Raw genomic sequence first — 255 nt, forward strand, 5'->3', positions numbered from 1 at the left:
CGCCTGCGCACGCTTTACGCCCAGTAATTCCGATTAACGCTTGCACCCTACGTATTACCGCGGCTGCTGGCACGTAGTTAGCCGGTGCTTATTCTTCAGGTACCGTCATTAGCAAAGGATATTAGCCCTCACCGTTTCTTCCCTGACAAAAGAGCTTTACAACCCGAAGGCCTTCTTCACTCACGCGGCATTGCTGGATCAGGCTTGCGCCCATTGTCCAAAATTCCCCACTGCTGCCTCCCGTAGGAGTCTGGA

The 255-nt window shown here is 53.7% G+C and carries 1 rRNA gene; it reads right to left on the reverse strand.

Features of this window, described 5'->3' with window-relative positions:
• A 16S ribosomal RNA gene (locus H3H37_RS25550) occupies nt 1-255 on the reverse strand; the annotation flags it as partial.

The sequence above is a fragment of the Rugamonas brunnea genome (genome assembly GCF_014042345.1).
In the GTDB taxonomy this organism is placed as follows: Bacteria; Pseudomonadota; Gammaproteobacteria; order Burkholderiales; family Burkholderiaceae_D; genus Rugamonas; species Rugamonas brunnea.